Genomic DNA, 14,617 nt, shown 5'->3' with positions numbered 1-14,617 from the left:
GTTAGTCGCGTTCCTCGTCGTCTTCGAGCTCTTCTTCGTCGAGGCCGTCCTCGTCCTCCTCGTCGAAGTCATCGTCGATTTCGCTGTCGTCGTCATCGTCGAAATCGTCGGCTTCCACGGCGTCTTCGAGAGTGCGCGGCTTCTCATACGGGTCTGCTTCGCCAGCGTAAGTAGCGCCAACGGCGAGCTCGCGAGCCGCATCGTCGCGCCGCTTCGCTTCCGCGAGCAGCTCGTTCAGGTGCTCAGCGGAAGACGGCAGTTCGTCGTGGATGAACTCGAGCGTTGGCGTGAGCCTGGTGCCAAGCTGCTTGCCAACCTCGCTGCGGAGCATGCCTGTCGCTGCCTTCAGCGCGGCCGCGGTGTCGGTCTGCGTTGCCTCGTCACCGTAGACCGTGTAGAACACGCTCGCGCTCTGCAAGTCGCCTGTCACCCGCACCTCGGTGATCGTGACGAACCCGAGCCGCGGGTCCCGGAGCCCTTTGTCGAGTCGGCGAGCGATGATCTGGTGGATCCGCTCGGCAACCTTCCCTGCACGTGGATTACTCATGTTCTAAGCCTACCCGCGCCGGGGGCGTTGCGACTGCACTCATTCACCGGTTACACGTTCGGCAGGCCGGCGATCTCGGGCCCGCCGAAGTGCTGCACGACTCCCTCGTGCAGCTGCACGATGCGGAGCGGTCCGGCAGTATCGACAAGCACAGCCGAGTTTCGAACGACCTCGGGAATCACCGGCTTGCCATTCGCGTCGACAGCGTCGATGCGAAGCCACCAGGTCGCCGAGATCACGTCGCCGATGCGCCGTGCGGTGAAGCGCCCTGCTGTCAGCGCGGTCTCAGTGCGCGCCTCCTGGGAGTCGTTACTGTCGGTCCCACGGGCCGCCCTCACGGCGTTCAGCTCGTCCATACCACTGATGAGCGCAGGGCTCGCCGAGTCAAACATTGTGAGATCAGGATCGAGGAGCGCGTCGATCGCACCGCGGTCACCGCCAATGTAGCCGCCATACATCGTCTCGACGAGGGTACGGACACGGGTGACAAGTTCAGAATCGTTCATGCTTCGAGCATACGGCTCGAAACGCCACCGAAAAGACGCGAGGGGCCGAGGAAGCTATCGCTTCCTCGGCCCCTCGTTCAGCTCGACGTGTTAGCCGCGCGGTTTCTCGACCATTTCAGTGGTCTCAATCTCGTCGCCGACCTGAATGTCGTTGAACTTGCCAAGACCGATACCGGCTTCGAAGTCAGTCTTGACCTCCGTGACGTCGTCCTTGAAACGACGCAGCGACTCGATGGCGAGGCCATCGGCGATAACGACACCCTCGCGGATGACGCGTGCCTTCGCGTTTCGGGTAATGGTGCCCGAGCGCACGATGACACCGGCGATGTTGCCGAACTTCGAGGAGCGGAAGACCTCGCGAATCTCGGCAACGCCCGACTGGACCTCTTCGTATTCCGGCTTGAGCATGCCCGTGAGCGATGCCTCAATGTCATCAAGGGCGTTGTAGATGACGTTGTAGAACCGGATATCAATGCCCTCGCGCGCAGCACGCTCGCGAGCCTTGACGTCGGGGCGCACGTTGAAGCCAATGACGATCGCGTTGTCGATCGTTGCAAGATCCACGTCCGACTCGGTAATCGCGCCGACGCCGCGGTGCAGGATGCGGAGCTGGACCGAATCGTCCACCTCGATCTTCATGAGCGATTCCTCGAGCGCCTCAACGGCACCCGACACGTCGCCCTTGATGATGAGGTTGAGCGACTCAACCTTGCCGTCCTCAAGCGCCTTCGTGAACTCTTCAAGGCTGATGCGCTTGCGAGCCTTCGCGAGCATCGCGTTGCGCTCCGCTGCTTCACGCTTCTCAGCGATCTGGCGGGCCGTGCGGTCTTCAGATGTGACGATGAAATTGTCACCTGCGCGGGGCACTGACGAGAGACCCTGCACCGACACCGGGCGCGACGGGAGCGCCTCGAGCACGGGATCCCCGTTCTCGTCGTGCATCGCACGGACACGGCCGTAGGCAGTGCCTGCAACGATCGCATCGCCGACCCGAAGCGTACCCGACTGGATGAGCACTGTCGCGACGGAGCCGCGGCCCTTGTCGAGCTTCGCCTCGATCGCTACGCCACGAGCTTCCTTGTCTGGGTTTGCGCGCAGGTCGAGACCGGCGTCAGCGGTGAGCAGAACTGCCTCGAGTAGCTCAGTGATACCGACGTTGTTCTTCGCCGAGACGTTGACGAACATCACGTCGCCGCCCCACTCCTCCGACACGAGGCCAAACTCGGTGAGCTGCTGACGCACCCGGTCTGGGTTCGCCTCTTCCTTATCGATCTTGTTGACCGCAACCACGATCGGCACGTTCGCCGACTGCGCGTGGTTCAGCGCCTCAATCGTCTGGGGCATGATGCCGTCGTCAGCCGCAACCACGAGGATTGCGATATCGGTGACCTGGGCGCCACGTGCACGCATGGCGGTGAACGCCTCGTGACCCGGTGTATCGATGAACGTCAGCGCGCGCTCAACGCCTTCGTGCTCGGTGTGCACCTGGTAGGCGCCGATGTGCTGCGTAATGCCGCCGGCCTCGCCACCGCCGACGTTCTCCTTGCGGATCGCGTCAAGCAGGCGGGTCTTACCGTGGTCGACGTGACCCATAACGGTGACGACAGGCGGACGCGGCTTGAGCACGTCGTCGCCCTCTTCTTCAAGCTCAGCCTCGATGTCGATGTCGAAGGCTTCAAGGAGCTCGCGATCCTCGTCCTCGGGCGAGACGATCTGAATCTTGTAGCCCAGCTCCTCGCCAAGAATCTCGAAGGTCGCCTGGTCGAGCGACTCGGTCGCAGTTGCCATCTCTCCAAGGTGGAACAACACTGTCACGAGGTTCGATGCACTCGTATCAATCTTGTCCGCGAAGTCTGAGAGCGATGCGCCGCGGCGCAGACGGATCGGAGTCGAGCCATTGCCGCGGGGTACGCTGACACCGCCAAGCGACGGCGCCTCGCGCATCTCGAATTCTGCCCGCTTCGCCCGCTTCGACTTGCGTGCCTTGCTCTTGGAGCCGCCACGGCCGAATGCACCAGCGGTGCCAGCGCCACGACCGCCACGGCCACGGCCTGCGAACCCGCCTGCTGGGCGCGGAGCGCCGAACCCGCCGCCGGGGCCACCTGCGCCGCCACCTGGACGGTTGAAGCCGCCACCGCCACCGGGGCGCGGAGCCCCACCGGGACGCGGAGCCCCACCGGGACGCGGGCCGCCTGGACGACCGCCGGGACCACCTTGCCCGCCTGGACGCGGAGCGGAAGGACGGGGGATATTGCCTGGGTTGGGGCGATTGCCGCCCATGCCCTGGCTCGACGCAAACGGATTGTTACCTGGACGCGGCGGGCGGGGGATACCCATGCCCTGGCTTGACGCGAACGGGTTGTTGCCTGGGCGCGGGCCACCTGGCTTCGCAGCGCCTGGCTTCGCAGCGCCTGGCTTCGCAGCGCCGCCGGGCTTGGGAGCACCTGGCTTCGCGCTAGCTTCTCCCTTCGGGGCCTCAGCGGGCGCTGCCGGGGCTGCCGGAGCGGGGGTCGCCTTGGGAGCAGCGGGTGCTGCAGGAGCCGCGGGGGTCTCAGCAACCGGAGCTGCCGGGGCAGGTGCGCCGGGCTTCGGGCCGGGACGGCCGGGCTTCGGCGCCGCACCTGGCTTCTTCGGGGCTGCGGCCTTTGCAGGGGCAGCCTCGGATGCACCCTCGTCGCTCTTTACGAGTTCGGGGTGATCCTTGACGAACGCCTCGAGCTTGCGCACTGTAGGCGGCATGATCGTCGAGGACGGGGTCTTGACGAACTCGTTGAGTTCATCGTTCAGAATTTCGACTGCCTTCTTGCTCTCGATACCGAGCTTCTTGGCAATCTCGCTTACGCGTGGGTTAGCCACTTTTCTCCTGTCTGGGTTCACGCCAGACAGGCGAGAACCAAAATTAACGGACGGGTCTCATCGTGAGCCGCTCATTACTTGTCCATCAGCGTTTTCAGCCTGTTCTCTAGTGATTGACCATCGAGTTTCCCCGACGCTCTAAGTGCACGCGTGAAGGTCCCACGCTGCACTGCAAGATTCATACATTCTGCGGTCTCGTGCACCCAGGCACCTCGCCCTGGCAGCACCGCACGTTCATCAATAATCAGATGACCGTCACGCACCACCACTCGAAGGAGTTCCGCGCGCGCCGCCCGTGTTCTACAGGCAACGCAAGTCCGAATCGGATCCATCTTACCAGCTTCCCGCTGCGAGCATCCCCAGGCAGGCGGCTTTTCAGCCGCGCTGCCCGGGACACGCGAGGTTTTCGTGGCGCGGGGCCTAGTCGTTCATGATCGAGTCGGGCTGAATATCAATCTTGGCGCCCGTCAGCTTCGCGGCGAGGCGGGCGTTTTGCCCTTCCTTGCCGATCGCCAGCGACAGCTGGAAGTCGGGCACGAGCGCGCGAACCTGCTTCAGCGATTCGTTGATCATGAACACGTCAGTCACCTTTGCCGGAGAGAGGGCGTTTGCGACAAACTTCGGCAGCTCGGGCGAGTAGTCGACAATGTCGATCTTCTCTTCGCCGAGTTCGTTCATTACCGCGCGGACGCGGCTACCCATCTCGCCAATGCAGGTGCCCTTCGCGTTGATGCCGGCCTGCTTTGCGCGGACAGCGACCTTACTGCGGTGGCCAGCCTCACGAGCGAGCGACACGATCTCCACGAGGCCTTCACCGAGCTCCGGCACCTCCCGCTCAAACAGCCTGCGCACGAGGCCCGGGTGGGTGCGCGAGAGAACAACCTGCGGCCCCTTGAGCCCCTTCGACACGCTCGTCACGTACACGCGAATCCGAGCCCCGTGCGTGTACTCCTCCCCCGGGATCTGCTCCTCGGGTGGAATGATTCCCTCGACCTCGCCGAGGTCGACGTGCACCATACGCGGGTTCGGGCCCTGTTGAATGACGCCAGAGACGACCTGGCCTTCCTTGTCCTTGAACTGGCCAAGGACAGCGTCGTCAGAGATATCGCGAAGGCGCTGGTTGATGACCTGCTTCGCCGCGCTCGACGCGACCCGGCCAAACTCGTCGGTTGTCACGTAGGCTTCGCCGATGACATTGCCGTCGTCGTCGTGCTCGGGCACGAGCACAGAAATCTCACCGTTCTTGCGGTCCAGCGAGACGCGCACGTCTTCAGTCGCGGGTACCGGGAGCGCCTGGTTCTCTGCGTGACGTACGTATGCAGTCTGAATCGCCTGCTCAATAATCTCAGCGAGCTCCTCGAAAGGAATCTCCCTCTCGCGTTCGAGCCCTCGCAGCATTGCAAGATCGATCTTCACGGTGTCCTCCTGGATATTGAAATGTCTATTCAGATGTTCCGGCGGTTTCCCGCTCGGGTAGTCAATAAGGATAGCTCACGAGGCGCGGGAACACCTCCCGGTACGCTTGCAGCATGACAGGTGCCCGAGACAATCAAACGAATTCGCGCGATCCGCACGAGGTGTCCCGGATCGGCGTCGTGCTCGTCGCGGCCGGGCGCGGCGAGCGCCTCGGCGCCGGAAAGCCGAAGGCATTCGTCGAGCTCGGGGGTCGCACCCTCGTCGAGCACTGCATCAGCACGGTGACCTCGCTCCCCGCGGGCGGCCACCTGGTGATCGTTGTCCCCGAGCAGCTCGCTGACGAGACGCTCAGGGAAGTCGCTGGGGCAACCGCGCCTGGCGGAAACTGGGAGATCTCGGTCACCCCCGGTGGGCGCGAGCGACACGAGTCAGTGAAGTTCGGCGTCGACGCACTCCCCGAGTACGTCGATGTTGCGCTCGTGCATGATGCAGCCCGGCCGCTCACCCCTGCCACGCTCTTCGAGCGAGTGGCTGCGGAGGTCAGGCGGACCGGTAACGCCGTGATCCCGGCGCTACCCGTCGTCGACACCCTGAAACGCGTTGGGGACGATTCGATCGTCCATGAAACAGTTGACAGGGCGCCGCTCGTGGCGGTGCAAACGCCGCAGGGTTTCCCGCGGGAGCTTCTCGCCGCCGCACACGACAGGCTCGGCACCGGTTCCCTGGGAGGCGCAGCCAGCCAGCCGACAGACGACGCCGAGGTCGTGCAGCGCGCAGGCGGAACTGTCCGCACGGTGCCTGGCGAAGCCCTCGCACACAAACTCACTTCACCTGGCGACCTCACCCTGCTTGAGGCGCTGCTCGCTGCCACGAATAGGGACGCACGATGACGGCACTTCCAGACATTCGCGTGGGATCGGGCTTCGACGTCCACGCCTACGACGAGTCGGCCCCACTTCACCTCGCCGGCCTCCTGTGGCCCGGCGAGCCAGGCCTCTCGGGTCACAGCGATGGCGACGCAGTCTGCCACGCGATAGTCGACGCACTGCTCAGCGCGGCTGGGCTCGGAGACATCGGCGGCCTCGTCGGAGTTGACGAGCCCGCGACCGAGGGAGCTGCGAGCACCGGGTTTGTGAGGCTCGCGCTGGCGAAGCTCGCGGCCGACGGCTTTCGGCCGGTGAACGTCACGGTGCAGGTGGTTGGCAACCGGCCAAAGTTCTCGCCTCGCAGGGACGAGGCCCAGCGCGTCATGTCAGAGCTTGTTGGCGCTCCGGTATCGCTCAGCGCCACGACTACTGACAAGCTCGGCTTCACTGGCCGTGGCGAGGGCCTCGCCGCGATCGCCACCGCGCTCATCGCGCGGGCGGTCTGACGAGCGTCTCACCCGCTCGGCGGCGGAGCGTCGAACCTTCGCGTGAATACGCGACGGTTCCACGCCCCCTGATTCGCCTACGCAGCCCTGTATGAGCCGACGAGACGAACGGCGCCACCGTCGACGCCCTTGGCGCCCTGCTCAAAACCAGTGAAATCGCGAGCAGCAGTCGAGACCGTGCCAACAATCCAGGGATCGAGCCCCTCAGCGGTGAGGGCTGTTGCGACGTGCGGCGCCTTGTCCGCGGCGACGACTGCGAACATGCCAACGCCGAGGTTCCATGCCCCCTCAAGCGATTCGAGCGTGTGACCGCCGAGGTCAGCGAGGTGCCTAAAGACGGGCAGGGGCGACCAGCTCGAGCGGTCGACCTCAACCCACGAACCAACAGGCAACACGCGTGCGAGGTTTGCAGCGATACCGCCGCCTGTCACGTGGCTAAGCGAGTGAACCGCGCCCTGCGTCGACGGATCCTCGAGTACGCGAAGCAGCGGCGCGGTGTAGAGCGCCGTCGGAGTCAGGAGCGCCTCGCCGTAGCTCGCGCCTAGCTCGGCCGAGTGCTGCTCGTACCCGATCCCTTTGTCAGTAAGAATGTGGCGCACGAGCGAGAAGCCGTTCGAGTGCAGCCCCGACGCGGCCATCGCAATGACGACGTCACCGTCCTGCACGAGACCGGGGTGCAGCATGCGGTCAGCCTCGACAACGCCCGTCGCGGCGCCCGCAACGTCATAGTCGTCGGGGCCAAGCAGGCCCGGGTGCTCAGCAGTTTCGCCGCCGACGAGGGCGGTGCCAGTCGCCTCGCACGCCTCGGCGATGCCGCGAACGATGTCGGCAATCCGCTCGGGGACGACCTTGCCGCAGGCGATGTAGTCGGTCATGAAGAGCGGCTTCGCGCCGACAACGACGATGTCGTCGACGACCATCGCGACAAGATCCTGACCGATGGTGTCGTGCTTGTCGATCGCCTGAGCGATCGCGACCTTCGTTCCAACGCCGTCCGTCGACGACGCAAGCAGCGGGCGCTTGTAGCCGGTCAGGGCCGAGGCGTCGAACATGCCGGCGAAGCCGCCAACCCCTCCAAGCACCTCCGGACCGTGGGTGCGCTGAACCGCCGACTTCATGAGTTCGACAGCGAGGTCTCCGGCGGCAGTGTCAACACCGGACTGGGCATAGATCGACGAGTTTTCGCTCACGGTAATAAGGGTACCCTGCCGTGGGCATGAGAATCGGCACGCCTTTCGCGCAGACTGCGTTCACCCATCATTTACATGGCGGAAGTTGTGGGAAACTATTAGCTGCGTCGTCTGGCGCCAACATCTACCCAAGTGGAGCGAACTCGCAACATGTGCGGCATCGTCGGTATCGTCTCGTCCGAACCCGTCAACCAGCAAATCTATGACAGCCTGTTGCTTCTGCAGCACCGCGGCCAAGACTCGACAGGCATCGCCACCCTCGAGGGTGACTTCTTCCACATGTCGAAGATGAAGGGCCAGGTTCGCGAGGCGTACCGCACCCGCGACATGCGCCAGCTCATGGGCAACGTGGGCCTCGGGCACGTGCGCTACGCAACGAAGGGCGACGCCGCCCGCGAAGAAGAAGCGCAGCCGTTCTACGTCGGGGCGCCCTACGGCATCATCCTCGTCCACAACGGCAACCTCACGAACACCCGTGAGCTCACCGCTGAGCTCTACAACGTGGATCGTCGCCATCTGAACACCCACTCTGATACCGAACTCCTGCTCAACGTGCTCGCGAACGAGCTCCAGTCGAGCATCAAGGGGCTCTCGCTCGACGCCGAACAGGTCTTCCAGGCCGTGACGCGGCTCCACGAACGCGTCGAGGGCTCCTACGCAGCGATCGCGCTCGTCGCGGGCTACGGCCTCGTCGCCTTCCGCGACCCGAAGGGGATCCGCCCCCTCGTCCTCGGGCACCGCACTTCTGAAAGCGGCACCGACGAGTGGGTCGTCGCGTCAGAGTCGCTCGTGCTTGAGTCCGGCGGCTACGAGATCGTACGAGACGTCGAGCCTGGCGAAGCGATCCTGATCCGCGGCGACGGCACCATGATGTCGCAGCAGTGTGCCCCAAACACAAGCCTCGTGCCGTGCGCGTTCGAGTACATCTACCTCGCGCGCCCCGACTCGGTGCTCAGCGGCATCTCGGTGTACGACGCGCGACTGCGCATGGGCGACGTGCTCGCCGAGCGGATCCGCGAGGAGCTGCCTGGCGTCAACATCGACGTCGTCATGCCGATCCCTGATTCAGGCCGCCCTGCTGCGATGCAGCTCGCCCGCAACCTCGGAATCGAATACCGCGAGGGGTTCTTCAAGAACCGCTACGTTGGCCGCACCTTCATCATGCCCGGCCAGGCGGTGCGCAAGCGCAGCGTGCGCCAGAAGCTGAACGCGATGCACATCGAGTTCAAGGGTAAAGACGTGCTGCTCGTTGACGACTCGATCGTACGCGGCACGACGTCGCGTGAGATCGTCGAGATGGCTCGCGCAGCCGGTGCCCGCTCCGTGATCTTCGCGTCGGCAGCGCCCCCTGTGCTCTTCCCGCACGTGTACGGCATCAACATGCCATCGCGCGACGAGCTCATCGCGCACGGCCGGACGCCAGCCGAGATCGCAGCCGAGCTCGGTGCCGATCACCTCATCTACCAGACTGTCGAAGGCATGAACCGCGCGATTCTCGCGGGCCAGGACACTGTCACCAAGCTCGAGGAGAGCTGCTTCACCGGCGAATACATCGCGGGGAACATCGACGAGGAATACCTCGCCTGGGTAGAGGCAACGCAGACGAGCTAGCCGGGGTGCTGACATAGCGCGAGCGGGGTGTCCGGGCGTATGCCCGACACCCCGCTCCCGTTCAGGGGACTAGGCCGCGCGCACTGTCATTCCGCCATCGACAACCAGGTCGGCCCCGGTAATGAACTTCGCTCGCGGACTCGCGAGGAAGAGCGCAGCCTCCGCGACGTCCCACGGATCTCCCATGTGGCCGAGGGGAACCTGTTTGTCGCGCTCGGCCCACATCTTCTCGACGCTCTCGGCGCCGTAGGCGCTCGCGAGGCCAGCGGTGTTCGCGACCATCGGCGTCTTGATGAGCCCCGGGGAGACAGTGTTCACGCGAACGCCCGCTGCGGCGAACTCAAGGGCCGTCGTCCGGCTCAAATGGGTGAGCGCGGCCTTCGACGTGTAGTAGGTCGCGTACGCAGTCCCGCCCCACCGAAGCGCGGCGATCGAGGAAATATTCACGACAGCCCCCGACCCCTGGCCAACCATGTGCGGGATGACGTACTTCATCGCGTTCACTGCGGTCTTGAGGTTCACGGCAAGCACGCGATCCCAGTCGTCGGCTGACGCCTCGGTGACCCCGCCGAGGAGACTGATCCCAACGTTGTTATCGAGCACATCGATTCGCCCGTGTGCGCGAATCACCGAACCGACGAGGCCCGCGACAGCAGCCTCGTCGGTCGCGTCGACTCCGAAGCTCTCCGCGGCACCGCCCGCGTCGACGATCATCTCGGCGGTGCGACGCGCTAGGCTTTCGTCGCGGTCGACACACACAACATGCGCGCCATGCCTCGCCATCAGGAGCGCGGTCGCGCGGCCGTTGCCGATCTCGTCGCCGACCGTTCCGGCGCCGATGATGAGCGCGATCTTTCCGTCAAGGTCTCGCATGTGCGTCTCCGTTCTGCCGCGTGCTGCGGCTCTCGGCGTTCGAGGACCCCAGCAGGGCATCCGCGATCCATTCGCCCCCGCCGCGTAGTTCCTTCTTCAGCACTTTGCCGTTCGTGCTCCGCGGCAGCTCAGTGAAGTACACCCGCTTCGGAGTGCGCACCCCGCCGAGCAGCTCTCGGCAGTGGGCGCGAAGCTCGGCCTCAGACGCGCCCCCTCCCGGCTGCAGCTCGACGACGGCAGTGACCTGCTCGCCCCAGTCGGGGTGCGGCACCCCGATCACTGCGCAATCGAGCACAGCCGGGTGGCCCCACAGCACCTGTTCGACCTCGCTCGGGTACACATTGAAGCCGCCAGAGATAATGAGGTCTTTCGACCTGTCGGTGATGAACAGGTAGCCCTCGGCATCGAGATGTCCCAGGTCGCCAGTGCGAAGCCAACCGTCGACGATCGTCTCGGCGGTTTTCTCCGGGTCCTCGTAGTAGCCCTTCATGACGAGATCACCGCGCACGCAAATCTCGCCCGTCGCTCCCGCGGGCAGTTCCACGAACGTGAGCGGGTCTCGGACGGTGACCTCGATCAGCGGGCCAGGGCGGCCGCACGACGCGAGGCGCTCGGCGTTTGCGATCTCTCCTGTCTCCGTGAGGTGATCCTGCGGGAGCTTGAAGCTGATCGCGGCGACTGCCTCCATCTGCCCGTAGACCTCGAGGAACACGGGTCCAAGCAGTTCGAGTCCACGCCGCAGTTTCTCCGTCGACATCGGAGCAGCGCCGTAGAGCAGGTAGCGGAGGGATGAGAGGTCTCGTTGCTCGTCTTCGAGGCGGTCGAGCACCCGGTAGATGACCGTCGGCGGCAGGAAGAGCTCGGTGACGCCGTACGTCTCGATCGCGTCGAGCACGGCATCGGTCGACGCTCGCGGGATAATGACGGTCGTCCCGCCGCGCGCCGATGCCTGCAGCGATGAGAAGCCTGCGGAGTGCGTCATCGGCGCCGCGGCGAGGTTCACCTGGGCGTCGTGCTGCCCGTACTGCATCGCGAGCATCTGATGCGCGACCATCACGGACACGTTGCGGTGCGTGTTCATGACGCCCTTCGGCAGGCCCGTCGTGCCGCCAGTCGGTGCGATGACCGCGACGTCGTCGGCGCTGACGTCGAAGGCGGGCGCGGTGTCCGGGAAACTCCTCGCCCAGGCAGTGAGGTCGACGTCGCCGGGGTCGCCGCCGGCTGGCCCGAGCGACACCAGATGCTTGACGCCAGGCGCCTCCCCGCGAATCTGCGCCACGTGCTCGTCGAGCTCTGGGTGGTAGACGAGCACGTCGACCCCGAAACGCGTCAGCAGCTGCGCGGTCTCGTCAGTTGGGTGATCGGGGTTCAGCGGTACCCACACGGCGCCGATGCGCCAAGCGGCGAGCACGCAGAGCCAGGCTAGGGGCGCGTTCGGGGAAAGCACCCCGACCTTGCCGCCCTGCGCAATGCCGAGCTCGGCGAGACTGCGGGCGATCTGATTCGACATGCGCCGCGCCTCGTCAAACGTCCACGACTCATCTGCGGAGACGTAGGCAGGCTTGTCTGGGTTGATCCGCCAGCCGCGGTCAAAGAACGAAACTGCGGTGACCATCGTTACTGTGCTCCCAACATGATGACAGAGGCCACTGCTTCTTCGCCGCGGTGGAACCCGCCGCCGTTCTCGGCGAGCGCGATGCGTGCGCCCGACACCTGACGCGATCCCGCGCGACCCCTGAGCTGCTCCGCGAGTTCGAAGATTTGCCCGAGACCGGTCGCGGCGAGCGGATGGCCCTTCGAGACGAGACCGCCCGAAGGGTTCACGGGAAGCGCGCCGCCGATACTCGTCGCGCCGCGCTCACCGGCAGCAGCCGCCTCCCCCGGCGGGAAGAATCCAAGTACTTCGAGCTGCAGGAGCTCCCCAAACGCCGTCGCGTCGTGCACCTCTGCGACGTCAACATCGTCGGGGCCGAGCCCGGCTTGCTCGTATGCGCGGCGGGCTGCCGCTCCGCTCACGTGACCCTCGAACGTCGTGAAGTCGCGGTCGCTGCCGGTCGCGAGCGCCGATGCAAGCACGCGCACCCCGGCGGTGCTCCGGAGGCGAGCCATGCCGCGCTCCGAGCAGACGAGCACGGCGGCGGCGCCGTCGGTAATTGGTGCGCACATCGGCACCGTCAGCGGGAATGCGAGTGCCCGTGCCGCTAGTACCTCGTCGGCGTTCATAGGCTTGCGGTAGTGCGCCCGGTGGTTCTCTACCGAGTGGCGGTGGTTCTTTTCAGCAATCACCGCGAGCTGCCGCTGCGTGGTGCCGAACGTGTCCATGTGGTTTCGCGCCATCGCCGCGTAGATGTCCATAAAGCTCGAGCTCGGGCCGGATGCCGGGTCCGCCACTCCGCCAAGCTCTCGGAGCACGCGCGCGAGCTCATCCGGTGCGCTCACATCGTATGCACCGTCGAACACCGACATCGCGAGCGCCCGATCCTCAACATTCATCTTTTCAGCTCCGACGGCGAGGGCGATGTCGGCGGCCCCCGAGCGCACATACGCCACCGCAAGATGGAATGCCGAGGCTCCGCTTGCGCACGCGTTCTCGACGTTCACGACGGGCACACCCTGAATTCCAAGCTCTCGCAAGGCGATCTGCCCCGGTACCATGTGCTGCCCCTCCAGCGGCGACTGCGTCGTGTTCGCGAAGAACACAGCCTCGACGTCCGCCGTCGTCGCCGATGCATCGGCGAGCGCCTCGCGCACCGCCATCGCCGTGAGGTTCTTGACTGTCAGATCGCGGTGGATTCCGAACGGGGTCATCCCCGCGCCAGCGATCCACACCGGGGCAAGCTTCATTAGTTGAGCTCCTTCTTGAAGGTTTCGGGGACGAAGCACATGATGATGAGCGAGACCAGACTGATGCCGGAGATGTACCAGGCGAAGCCGCTGATGTTCCCCTGCGATGCCATCCATGTCGCCACGTACGGCGCGGTGCCTCCGAAGAGCGCGACTGAGACCGCGTATGGGAATCCGATTCCGGCAGAGCGCAGTTTGCGCGGGAAGAGCTCGCTGAAGACCGCTTGAACGATCGAGGTTGCGGCAGCGATGAATGTCACGCCAAGAAGCTGCACAGCCAGGAAGCTTGCGAAGGAATCGTCAAGTGCGCCGAGCAACGGCACCGTAGCAACGGTGAAGAACACACCAAACGCGATAAGGAGAGGTTTACGACCAAAGCGGTCAGACAGTGCGCCCATGACAGGCTGCAACAGCAGGAACCAGGTGAGCGAGATGAGGCTCGCGGTCAGGCCCTGCTTCACGTCGAAGCCAACCGCGATATTCGCGTAGGTCGGGAGAAAGCCCGTCCAAATGTAGAAGACGATCGCCGACGATGCCGTCATTCCGAACACAAAGAACACGCTCTTTGGGTGGTGCTTCAAGAACGAGAACACCCTCACCCGCTCAGTATTGCCACACGTGTGAGCCGACGCGGCGACCTGATCCTCGCGGAGCGTCTCTTCCGCATGCGACCTCACCCACAGTGCGATCAATGCCGCGACTGCGCCGATGATAAATGGCACGCGCCAGCCCCAGGACACCATGTCTTCAGCGGTCAGCAGATTGGTGAGGAGCGCGGCGATACCGATCGCGAGCAGGTTCGCAGCCGTCGCACTGATGTAGAAGAAGCTCGAGTAGAACCCGCGCCTCCCTGCCGGCGCGGATTCGACAAGGAACGCCGAGCTTGCGGCGTACTCGCCGCCTGCTGAAAGCCCTTGCACAAGGCGAGCCACCACAAGAATGATGGGCGCAAACACGCCGATTTGGGCGTAGGTCGGGGCGAACGCGATCATGAGCGAGCCGATACCCATGCCGAGCACAGTGAGCACAAGAATCCGTTTGCGTCCGAACCTGTCAGCGAGGTAGCCAATGAGCAACCCGCCAAGTGGCCTGGCGAAGAAGCCGACTGCGAAAACTGCCATCGTTCCGAGGAGCGGCACCAAACTGCTCTCGGCTTCGGCGGGGAAGAACTGTGTCGAGAAGTAGATCGCCAAAATCGAGTAGATGTACCAGTCAAACCACTCTACGGCGTTCCCAACGGACGCAGCGAGGAGTTGTTTCGGGCCGTTGAGCGGCCTGGGCTGCGGAAGCGGATCGGTGTATTTGCCCTCGCTAGGCACCAATGAGTCTGTGTGTGCGGCCAACGCCAACCTCCTTGTTGAATTCCAAGAGCGGCTGCCTGTTCGGGGCTCTCCTGGCTATG

13 protein-coding genes are annotated in these 14,617 nt (G+C 64.7%); 3 read left to right on the top strand and 10 right to left on the bottom strand.

Annotation, left to right across the window (positions count from 1 at the left end; all coding sequences use genetic code 11):
* Position 1: 1 nt before the first annotated feature.
* The 5 genes from rbfA to nusA all read right to left on the bottom strand — a co-directional run bounded on the left by rbfA (position 2) and on the right by nusA (position 5,325).
* A complete protein-coding gene (rbfA, locus tag KI794_RS02460) occupies positions 2-547 on the bottom strand; it encodes a 30S ribosome-binding factor RbfA (RefSeq protein ID WP_255809005.1) in 546 nt (181 codons plus the stop codon).
* A gap of 50 nt (positions 548-597) precedes the next feature.
* On the bottom strand, positions 598-1,053 hold the full coding sequence (locus KI794_RS02455; protein ID WP_119281313.1) for a nuclear transport factor 2 family protein: 456 nt from the start codon (positions 1,051-1,053) through the stop codon (positions 598-600).
* Positions 1,054-1,143: 90 nt separating this feature from the next.
* The gene (gene infB, locus KI794_RS02450) at positions 1,144-3,909 is read right to left on the bottom strand and encodes a translation initiation factor IF-2 (RefSeq protein WP_255809004.1); all 2,766 of its coding nucleotides are present in this window, start codon (positions 3,907-3,909) and stop codon (positions 1,144-1,146) included.
* Positions 3,910-3,983: 74 nt separating this feature from the next.
* On the bottom strand, positions 3,984-4,241 hold the full coding sequence (locus KI794_RS02445; RefSeq protein ID WP_119281315.1) for a YlxR family protein: 258 nt from the start codon (positions 4,239-4,241) through the stop codon (positions 3,984-3,986).
* 88 nt (positions 4,242-4,329) lie between these two features.
* Positions 4,330-5,325, bottom strand: coding sequence for a transcription termination factor NusA (gene nusA, locus KI794_RS02440; RefSeq protein ID WP_119281316.1), 996 nt, complete (start codon positions 5,323-5,325; stop codon positions 4,330-4,332).
* Between the two features lie 113 nt (positions 5,326-5,438).
* Here nusA and ispD point away from each other — a divergent pair, with 113 nt between their 5' ends.
* Both ispD and ispF read left to right on the top strand, forming a co-directional pair.
* On the top strand, positions 5,439-6,215 hold the full coding sequence (gene ispD / locus KI794_RS02435) for a 2-C-methyl-D-erythritol 4-phosphate cytidylyltransferase (protein ID WP_255809003.1): 777 nt from the start codon (positions 5,439-5,441) through the stop codon (positions 6,213-6,215).
* On the top strand, positions 6,212-6,697 hold the full coding sequence (gene ispF / locus KI794_RS02430) for a 2-C-methyl-D-erythritol 2,4-cyclodiphosphate synthase (protein ID WP_119281318.1): 486 nt from the start codon (positions 6,212-6,214) through the stop codon (positions 6,695-6,697). Before ispD ends, ispF begins: the two co-directional genes overlap by 4 nt.
* 77 nt (positions 6,698-6,774) lie before the next feature.
* Here the strand turns inward: ispF and purM are convergent, their stop codons facing one another.
* The gene (purM, locus tag KI794_RS02425) at positions 6,775-7,887 is read right to left on the bottom strand and encodes a phosphoribosylformylglycinamidine cyclo-ligase (RefSeq protein ID WP_255809002.1); all 1,113 of its coding nucleotides are present in this window, start codon (positions 7,885-7,887) and stop codon (positions 6,775-6,777) included.
* Between the two features lie 150 nt (positions 7,888-8,037).
* On the opposite strand from purM, the gene purF reads away from it, so the two are divergent.
* Positions 8,038-9,498 carry an amidophosphoribosyltransferase gene (purF, locus tag KI794_RS02420; RefSeq protein ID WP_119281320.1) on the top strand — a complete coding sequence of 487 codons (1,461 nt, stop codon included), beginning with the start codon at positions 8,038-8,040 and terminating at the stop codon, positions 9,496-9,498.
* A 69-nt stretch (positions 9,499-9,567) separates the two neighbouring features.
* Here the strand turns inward: purF and KI794_RS02415 are convergent, their stop codons facing one another.
* Genes KI794_RS02415 through KI794_RS02400 form a run of 4 tightly spaced genes read right to left on the bottom strand, consistent with a single transcriptional unit; the run spans position 9,568 to position 14,558 of the window.
* Complete coding sequence (locus KI794_RS02415) at positions 9,568-10,371, bottom strand: SDR family NAD(P)-dependent oxidoreductase (protein WP_255809001.1); 804 nt, start codon at positions 10,369-10,371, stop codon at positions 9,568-9,570.
* The gene (locus KI794_RS02410) at positions 10,358-11,986 is read right to left on the bottom strand and encodes a class I adenylate-forming enzyme family protein (RefSeq protein ID WP_255809000.1); all 1,629 of its coding nucleotides are present in this window, start codon (positions 11,984-11,986) and stop codon (positions 10,358-10,360) included. Before KI794_RS02410 ends, KI794_RS02415 begins: the two co-directional genes overlap by 14 nt.
* Positions 11,987-11,988: 2 nt before the next feature.
* A complete protein-coding gene (locus tag KI794_RS02405) occupies positions 11,989-13,215 on the bottom strand; it encodes a thiolase family protein (protein WP_119281323.1) in 1,227 nt (408 codons plus the stop codon).
* Entirely contained in the window at positions 13,215-14,558 is a 1,344-nt protein-coding gene (locus KI794_RS02400; protein WP_255808999.1) for an MFS transporter, read from the bottom strand. Before KI794_RS02400 ends, KI794_RS02405 begins: the two co-directional genes overlap by 1 nt.
* Positions 14,559-14,617: the final 59 nt, after the last annotated feature.

Origin of the sequence: Leucobacter aridicollis (genome assembly GCF_024399335.1) — a bacterium.
In the GTDB taxonomy this organism is placed as follows: Bacteria; Actinomycetota; Actinomycetes; order Actinomycetales; family Microbacteriaceae; genus Leucobacter; species Leucobacter aridicollis_A.
Note: the sequence above shows the minus strand (reverse complement) of the source record. Positions and strands in the feature narration are given on the sequence as shown.

What these genes read in the sequence shown, in the direction of transcription:
- KI794_RS02405 (WP_119281323.1), bottom strand. Translation starts at nt 13,215, where the DNA reads ATGAAGCTTGCCCCGGTGTGGATCGCTGGCGCGGGGATGACCCCGTTC.
- KI794_RS02445 (WP_119281315.1), bottom strand. Translation starts at nt 4,241, where the DNA reads ATGGATCCGATTCGGACTTGCGTTGCCTGTAGAACACGGGCGGCGCGC.
- ispF (WP_119281318.1), top strand. Translation starts at nt 6,212, where the DNA reads ATGACGGCACTTCCAGACATTCGCGTGGGATCGGGCTTCGACGTCCAC.
- purF (WP_119281320.1), top strand. Translation starts at nt 8,038, where the DNA reads ATGTGCGGCATCGTCGGTATCGTCTCGTCCGAACCCGTCAACCAGCAA.
- KI794_RS02455 (WP_119281313.1), bottom strand. Translation starts at nt 1,053, where the DNA reads ATGAACGATTCTGAACTTGTCACCCGTGTCCGTACCCTCGTCGAGACG.
- ispD (WP_255809003.1), top strand. Translation starts at nt 5,439, where the DNA reads ATGACAGGTGCCCGAGACAATCAAACGAATTCGCGCGATCCGCACGAG.
- rbfA (WP_255809005.1), bottom strand. Translation starts at nt 547, where the DNA reads ATGAGTAATCCACGTGCAGGGAAGGTTGCCGAGCGGATCCACCAGATC.
- KI794_RS02415 (WP_255809001.1), bottom strand. Translation starts at nt 10,371, where the DNA reads ATGCGAGACCTTGACGGAAAGATCGCGCTCATCATCGGCGCCGGAACG.
- KI794_RS02410 (WP_255809000.1), bottom strand. Translation starts at nt 11,986, where the DNA reads ATGGTCACCGCAGTTTCGTTCTTTGACCGCGGCTGGCGGATCAACCCA.